General features: G+C 43.7%; 11 protein-coding genes. 4 read left to right on the top strand and 7 right to left on the bottom strand.

The features are described from left to right. Positions 1-76: 76 nt before the first annotated feature. Complete coding sequence (locus F6K64_RS37750; RefSeq protein ID WP_009149719.1) at positions 77-982, top strand: aspartoacylase; 906 nt, start codon at positions 77-79, stop codon at positions 980-982. 467 nt (positions 983-1,449) lie between these two features. On the opposite strand, the gene F6K64_RS37745 is transcribed toward F6K64_RS37750, so the two are convergent. The 6 genes from F6K64_RS37745 to F6K64_RS37720 all read right to left on the bottom strand — a co-directional run bounded on the left by F6K64_RS37745 (position 1,450) and on the right by F6K64_RS37720 (position 4,408). Beyond that, on the bottom strand, positions 1,450-2,106 hold the full coding sequence (locus tag F6K64_RS37745) for a Uma2 family endonuclease (protein WP_009149721.1): 657 nt from the start codon (positions 2,104-2,106) through the stop codon (positions 1,450-1,452). Between the two features lie 302 nt (positions 2,107-2,408). After that, complete coding sequence (locus F6K64_RS37740; RefSeq protein WP_287252920.1) at positions 2,409-2,870, bottom strand: DUF29 domain-containing protein; 462 nt, start codon at positions 2,868-2,870, stop codon at positions 2,409-2,411. Positions 2,871-2,895: 25 nt separating this feature from the next. Beyond that, positions 2,896-3,471, bottom strand: coding sequence for a Uma2 family endonuclease (locus tag F6K64_RS37735; RefSeq protein WP_044494519.1), 576 nt, complete (start codon positions 3,469-3,471; stop codon positions 2,896-2,898). Positions 3,472-3,792: 321 nt separating this feature from the next. After that, positions 3,793-4,035, bottom strand: a complete 243-nt coding sequence (locus F6K64_RS37730) for a GNAT family N-acetyltransferase (RefSeq protein ID WP_131827110.1) — start codon at positions 4,033-4,035, stop codon at positions 3,793-3,795. Next, positions 4,036-4,203: a hypothetical protein gene (locus F6K64_RS37725; RefSeq protein WP_287255895.1), complete on the bottom strand. Its 168-nt coding sequence runs from the start codon at positions 4,201-4,203 to the stop codon at positions 4,036-4,038. A 46-nt stretch (positions 4,204-4,249) separates the two neighbouring features. Then, positions 4,250-4,408, bottom strand: coding sequence for a hypothetical protein (locus F6K64_RS37720; RefSeq protein WP_287255897.1), 159 nt, complete (start codon positions 4,406-4,408; stop codon positions 4,250-4,252). A gap of 124 nt (positions 4,409-4,532) precedes the next feature. Here F6K64_RS37720 and F6K64_RS37715 point away from each other — a divergent pair, with 124 nt between their 5' ends. Together F6K64_RS37715 and F6K64_RS37710 are read left to right on the top strand one after the other, a co-directional pair. After that, entirely contained in the window at positions 4,533-4,805 is a 273-nt protein-coding gene (locus F6K64_RS37715; RefSeq protein ID WP_131827470.1) for a hypothetical protein, read from the top strand. A 169-nt stretch (positions 4,806-4,974) separates the two neighbouring features. Further along, entirely contained in the window at positions 4,975-5,100 is a 126-nt protein-coding gene (locus F6K64_RS37710; protein WP_267872032.1) for a hypothetical protein, read from the top strand. 18 nt (positions 5,101-5,118) lie between these two features. On the opposite strand, the gene F6K64_RS37705 is transcribed toward F6K64_RS37710, so the two are convergent. Further along, positions 5,119-5,541, bottom strand: a complete 423-nt coding sequence (locus tag F6K64_RS37705) for a hypothetical protein (RefSeq protein WP_154659892.1) — start codon at positions 5,539-5,541, stop codon at positions 5,119-5,121. On the opposite strand from F6K64_RS37705, the gene F6K64_RS37700 reads away from it, so the two are divergent. Further along, positions 5,531-5,782, top strand: a complete 252-nt coding sequence (locus tag F6K64_RS37700) for a hypothetical protein (protein ID WP_009149639.1) — start codon at positions 5,531-5,533, stop codon at positions 5,780-5,782. The two genes, F6K64_RS37705 and F6K64_RS37700, sit on opposite strands and share 11 nt — an antisense overlap. The last annotated feature ends 289 nt before the right edge of the window (positions 5,783-6,071 follow it).

Raw genomic sequence — 6,071 nt, 5'->3', positions numbered from 1 at the left:
GGAACCCACCCCTAAGGGGTTAGGGGTGGGTTCCGATTCCCGATTCCCTTAAATTAGATCCATATACCAACCACCCATGAGTAATTCTGAAGCAAACAACCGTAAAACTATTAACAAAGTCGCCATTGTAGGAGGAACCCACGGTAATGAATTTACCGGTGTATACCTAGTCAAAAAATTTGATAAGTTTCCAGAATTAATCACTAGACCTAGTTTTGAAACCTCGACACTGATCGGTAATCCCCAAGCCTTTCAAGCTGCCAGGAGATATATTGATACAGACTTAAACCGCTGCTTTGCTAAAAGTGACCTGGAAAATTCCGAGCTTTCTTTCTATGAACAAACCAGAGCCAAAGAGATAGCTCAAACCCTAGGGCCAAAAGGCAATTCCAAGGTAGATTTTATTCTAGATTTGCACAGTACCAGTGCTAATATGGGGTTTACTATAATTCTCGTCAACAACGACCCCTTTAATTTGCAACTCGCTGCTTATCTGAGTTCCCTTGACCCCTTAGTTAGAGTTTATAGTTCCATTGAACCAGGTAAAGAAAATACCTTTCTAAGATCCCTATCTAACTTCGGGTGTTGTATTGAAGTCGGTCCCATTGCACCAGCTAGTCTCAAGGGCGCTATTTTTCAAAAAACTGAAGCCTTAATTCACGCCACGTTAGATTATATTGAAGACTATAATAACGGTAAACTATTATCAAACACTTATCCTCTAACCATTTATCACTATTTAAAAGTAGTTGACTATCCCAGAAACGAAGCTGGTGAACTAGAAGGTATGATTCATCCTCAGCTCCAGGGCAGAGATTATCAAGAACTTAATCCTGGTGACCCCATGTTTCTTACCTTCGATGGCACCACAATTTACTATGAAGAAGAAGCCACCGTTTGGCCAGTATTTATTAATGAAGTTGCCTACTATGAAAAAGGAGTAGCGATGTGTTTGACTAAAAAAGAGATAGTTAGGGAGTAGGGAACAGGGAATCGGGAATCGGAACCCACCCCTAACCCCTCCCAGGAGGGGAACGGGAATCGGGAATCGGGAATCGGGAAAGATATAGGGTGATGGGGTGATGGGGTGATGGGGTGATGGGGTGATGGGGTGATGGGGTGATATCAGGTTCGGATAATTAGTTATAAAAAACTTTATCCCTTGAAACCTTACTCCTTTACTTCTGCCTTCTGCCTTCTGCCTTCTGACTTCTGCCTTGTTTTTGCCCCTAGTATAAGTATTCAACCGGACATGATATGATGGGAAGATGGGGAGAATACAGAATTTTATTGCTGATAAAACTTTGATTAATTACTAATTACTAATTATAGCGTTTTGCCTGTAGCTTAAGTAGAATCCCGACTCCCGATTCCCTCGGTGCGCGCCTCCTAGGGCGAGTAAATCGCCCTTGGGTCGCGCACCGCTCCCGACTCCCGACTCCCGATTCCCTACTCCTGACTCTGTAATCCCTGCTGCAATATTTCTAAAACTTTGGCTAAATTTCCGGCTAATAACGCCGCTTTATCTAACCATAATCCAGGGAAAATTTCTGAACAAAGTATGCCCTCAGGATTGGTTTCCAGTTGAGTATAGTCCCCTTCCCTTAACCGAAACCAATCAAATTCACCATCATCAACTCGCCATACCAAATATTCTTGTACTCCATTACGACGATAAACGTTTAATTTTTTATGTAAATCAATAGAAACAGTGCTAGCCGCAATTTCTACGATTAACTCCGGCGCACCTTCTACATAATCATCCTCAGTAATGATTGATTGTCCATCTTGTTCTATTCTCAATAACGCATCAGGTTGCACTTCGTTATCAGCATCTAGGCGCACAGTTGTGTTATCGAGTGTTTCTACTCCTGGTCTACTTGCTTCATAGGTTCCTAACCATGTCATAATCCGAGAATGGGGTTTGCCATGTTTTTTTGCTCGTACAGGAGATGCCATGTAAACAATTCCTTCAATTAATTCGGCTTTTTTCAAATCAGCCATAGCGGAATAGCGACGCTCAAATTCAGCAAGGGTTAGTTGATCCCCATTTTCTAAAGGAGGAATAGTCGGGTCCCGAGTAATTGTGGCAGTTGATGTGATCATTTTTGGCTCTACTTTACTTGTTATTTAACAGGGAACAGGGAAAGAGTGGGGCGGGGGCGCGGGGAGATGGGGAGATGGGGAGATGGGGAGATGGAGATGAGGAGATAGGGAGATGGGGAGAATGCAGAATTTTATTGCTGATAAAACTTTGATTAATTGCTAATTACTAATTATAGCGTTTTGCCTGTAGCTTAAGTATAATCCCGATTCCCGATTCCCTCGGTGCGCGCCTCCTAGGGCGAGTAAATCGCCCTAGGGTCGCACCGCTCCCGACTCCCGATTCCCGACTATTCAAAACTGATTTATTCCTTCGGCAACCATTCGATATCCAGTAATTGGTCAAGACAGTAGGGACATTCTGGAGGTAAACTTACGGAATTCTGAGTTTTTATCGTCACAAATCCTAAGGCATCGTTATAAATAGAACTCAGTTCATTATCTAGATAATTACGGAGATTAGTCGTTAGTTTACGTTTGAGCTGAATTCTGAAGTTATAGATTTCCCCTTGCCAGTGAACTGCATTATAATCATATTCACTTGTCCAATATTGCAGGAATAATAAATGACGGATAACTTGTTCTAAAAGGCTAGCTACGGCATTTTTCTTCTCTCTGCCCAAATCCTCTAACTCCTCAATTAAGTTATCCCAATCTAGTTGATTAAATTCTTTATTTTTCAGGAGCTTAATCGTTTCTTCTAGCCATTGGACATCATCAATGTCGTAGAGATTTTTTAAATCTAAACTACTATTTATACTACTCATAGTCAATTGTTCATAAAAATATCACTTACTTTTCTATATCAAACACTCCAGATACTTTTAAAGTAATATCCTTAAATCCAGGAGATAACACTAACTCATCACCAGAAAAGCTACCAACTTCTGTATAACTTGTTCCTGTCAGTTTTAAAACCAATATAGTTTTACTTTCCGGGTCCACAATCCAGTATTCAGGAATAGCACAATCCTGATATTGGATTCTTTTCGCAATATAGTCTCGCTCTCGTTGTAACTCTCCTGGGCTAACCACTTCAACCACTAATAAAGGCGGTGACATAGAGAGGCGAATGGTATTACGCTTTGATAATTGTTGAATATGCTCTTCTCGAATAATGGTCAAATCAGGATAACGGTTTTTCGGTTCACCTCTAACTTCTAATTCTAATCCTTGACCCCGGACTCTACGATGACCTACCAGTAAAGCAAACCTAATCAATAAAAACGTAGCAATTTCAACATTTACTCCCGACTCTGGAGGCATTTCAATTAACTCTCCATTAAATAACTCATAGAAGTTTTCTGAGTTATCATTGTAGGATAAATACTCATCAAAGCTTTGAAATTTATGGGTCAGTTGTACCATCATTGTTCACCGGCAAAGTCCGGTGCATTACGTAAGCTATCAGCTAATGCGCTACGCGCACGCTACTTGAGGTGCTAATCAGCTAATCAGCTAACACACCATTCATAGTTCACGTGGAAAGTCCGGTGCGTTACGCCTAGCGGCTAACACACCCTACTTACTAATATAATGTTAGGATAATTACCATTAATACCAATCTCCCCATCTCCCCACACTCCCCACACTCCCCACACTCCCTACTCCCTACTCCCTACTCCCTACTCCCTACTCCCTAACTTCTTACTACTCCGATACGCTTCAGTCAATGACGTCAAGTAAGGTTTAAGGCGACGATCCACGAATTGAAGCATGGGTTGGTTGCTCTCTCCCACCGCACAGGTATAGTAAGGAATATCGCTCTGGAGTTGAGCCATGATAGACTCTGCAATCAGCATGGCACCACGGCCACGCCGTTGGAACCCCCTGTCGGCGGTTTTCCGGGTGGACGAACAGGGAAAGAATGACAGCAGTAGTGGTGTCGGTTTTGGGGTCTTTGCGCAGTTCTGCCACCAGCAAGCCTACCATTTAATCCTTTTCCACTGCTGCTAAACCCAGCAGTTCTCCTAAAAGGCTGGCACATTGCCAGTGGCTAGCAATGCTGGGGCAGGTGTAGTCATCGTATTCTAAGGAGGTAGTAGCATCAAAGTTTTCGAGCCACTGATAGGTAACTTGGGGGGAGTAGGTGGTGGTCACTGGTTTGGGGAATCGGGAATCGGGAATCGGGAGTCGGAACCCACCCCTAACCCCTCCCAGGAGGGGAACGGGAGTCGGGAATCGGGAGTCGGGAATCGGGAATCGGGAGTCGGGAGTCGGGAGTCGGGAGTCGGGAGATTAATCGTAGGGTGGGCAGTGGCAAGCTACCGAAATCGGCAAGGTTGGTGAAGAGCTGATCAGCCACTGCCCACCAGAGCCCAAACTACTTTTTTTTATCTATTTCTTACTCTATCGGTCATGCATTTATCTGTCATGCAGCCAGCAAATGCCATCGCGCTTTACTTCAGGATGCATCTAATTATTGCTGTTTGACCCAGTCGGTGGAACGGGTATCAGGCGTAGAACCGGCATCTTGCCGGTTATCAATATTCCCAAGCAGGCAGGATGCCCACCCCACTGATATGCATGCCGAATGGGCATCAGACGTGGAATGGGCATTTTGGTGGAACCTTCTGCGACTAATGCCCGCCAGGCACGGCTCCCGTGGTAACCGAAAACGAGTTAGTAGCACAGGTAGCTCGGAAATTTATCCAGGCAAATCGCGCGCCATCCGAGACCAAAAAGGGATTTTGACATTTTGATCGGATAGTGGTAAATTAAGGGCACTACTCTGCGTCGTCGCCCGCCAAAGGATTTTTATTTACGCCACGCGCCACCACGCCCTGTCTGGGAGAGAGACTCGGAGACTGACTCCTCATTTTGCCCCTCATTTTTCCTTGCCACCACCTTACGAGAAACAGGAGCGTTGCCTTGCCCACTATTGCCTTGCCACCACCTTACGAGAAACAGGAGCGTTGCCTTGCCACCACCTTACGAGAAACAGGAGCGGTCTGTTTGGGGGTTAGTTTTTTCTTGGGCATGGTTTCATCTCCATAGAATTAAACTTTCTGTGGTTTAGCTTATTGAGTTGGCTGTGGCTGTGTCAATAGACATCTCCAGAAACTCGGTTTTGACCCAGGCAGTGCAAGGGTTTGAGGTTAATTTTTGGAGATGTCTAATAGGTTTTTTCTCACGTTTTGTTACGTGGGGAGATGGGGAGATGGGGAGATGGGGAGATGGGGAGATGGGGAGATGGGGTGATCTGGGTACAAGTAGAATCGTAGGGTGGGCAGTGGCAAGAATCGCGAAATTGGCAAGCTTGGGGAATATATCATCAGCCACTGCCCACCAACCCTGCCCACTGCCCACTGCCCACCAAAGGGGTATTTTATTATAATTTATAGTGTGCGCTATGGGCATAATCTGATAGCTGATAGCTTGCCTATAATCAGGCATACCATTACGTAAACGAACGAGTAAACTTGTGATGGAAAACAAAGTAATCGATGTGAGTGAGCTAAGTCCAAAACAGATTGCTATCATTACAGAAATTGTTGAGACTTTTAAGTTAGTCGCTCAACAAACTAATTTACCCGAAGATTTAAGCAAAGCTGAAACTTCCAAAAAATCCTTAAATCTTGCCGAGAGAATAAAACAGCGTTTTGCCCATTTATCAGATGTAGAAATTACCCAAATTCCCAGAGATAAAATGCGTACTCCTCCTCTATTTGATCAATGATCATTTTAGATACTAATGTTATTTCTGAGTTGATGAAAGGTAATATAGCGTTGATCACAGTTATGAGGTACAGTATTCTTTGAAGCTGATTCCCTGTTAGGTGCGCTTTCCGCATCTAATTATTAAATTCGCCACGGGTCGCACCTCTTGATGCAGCGCATCCCTATTACCTATTACCTATTACCTATTACCTATTACCTATTACCTATTACCTATTACCTATTACCTATTACCTATTACCTATTACCTATTACCTATTACCTATTACCTATTACCTATTACCTATTAC

Source organism: Moorena sp. SIO3A2 (assembly GCF_010672265.1).
GTDB classification, from domain to species: Bacteria; Cyanobacteriota; Cyanobacteriia; order Cyanobacteriales; family Coleofasciculaceae; genus Moorena; species Moorena producens.
The sequence above is the reverse complement of the archived record's forward strand: the minus strand, read 5'-3'. Positions and strand labels throughout refer to the sequence as shown.

Excerpts from the sequence above, each read along its gene's own strand:
- F6K64_RS37700 (WP_009149639.1), top strand. The coding sequence starts at position 5,531 with ATGGAAAACAAAGTAATCGATGTGAGTGAGCTAAGTCCAAAACAGATT.
- F6K64_RS37740 (WP_287252920.1), bottom strand. The coding sequence starts at position 2,870 with ATGAGTAGTATAAATAGTAGTTTAGATTTAAAAAATCTCTACGACATT.
- F6K64_RS37745 (WP_009149721.1), bottom strand. The coding sequence starts at position 2,106 with ATGATCACATCAACTGCCACAATTACTCGGGACCCGACTATTCCTCCT.
- F6K64_RS37750 (WP_009149719.1), top strand. The coding sequence starts at position 77 with ATGAGTAATTCTGAAGCAAACAACCGTAAAACTATTAACAAAGTCGCC.
- F6K64_RS37735 (WP_044494519.1), bottom strand. The coding sequence starts at position 3,471 with ATGGTACAACTGACCCATAAATTTCAAAGCTTTGATGAGTATTTATCC.
- F6K64_RS37730 (WP_131827110.1), bottom strand. The coding sequence starts at position 4,035 with ATGGTAGGCTTGCTGGTGGCAGAACTGCGCAAAGACCCCAAAACCGAC.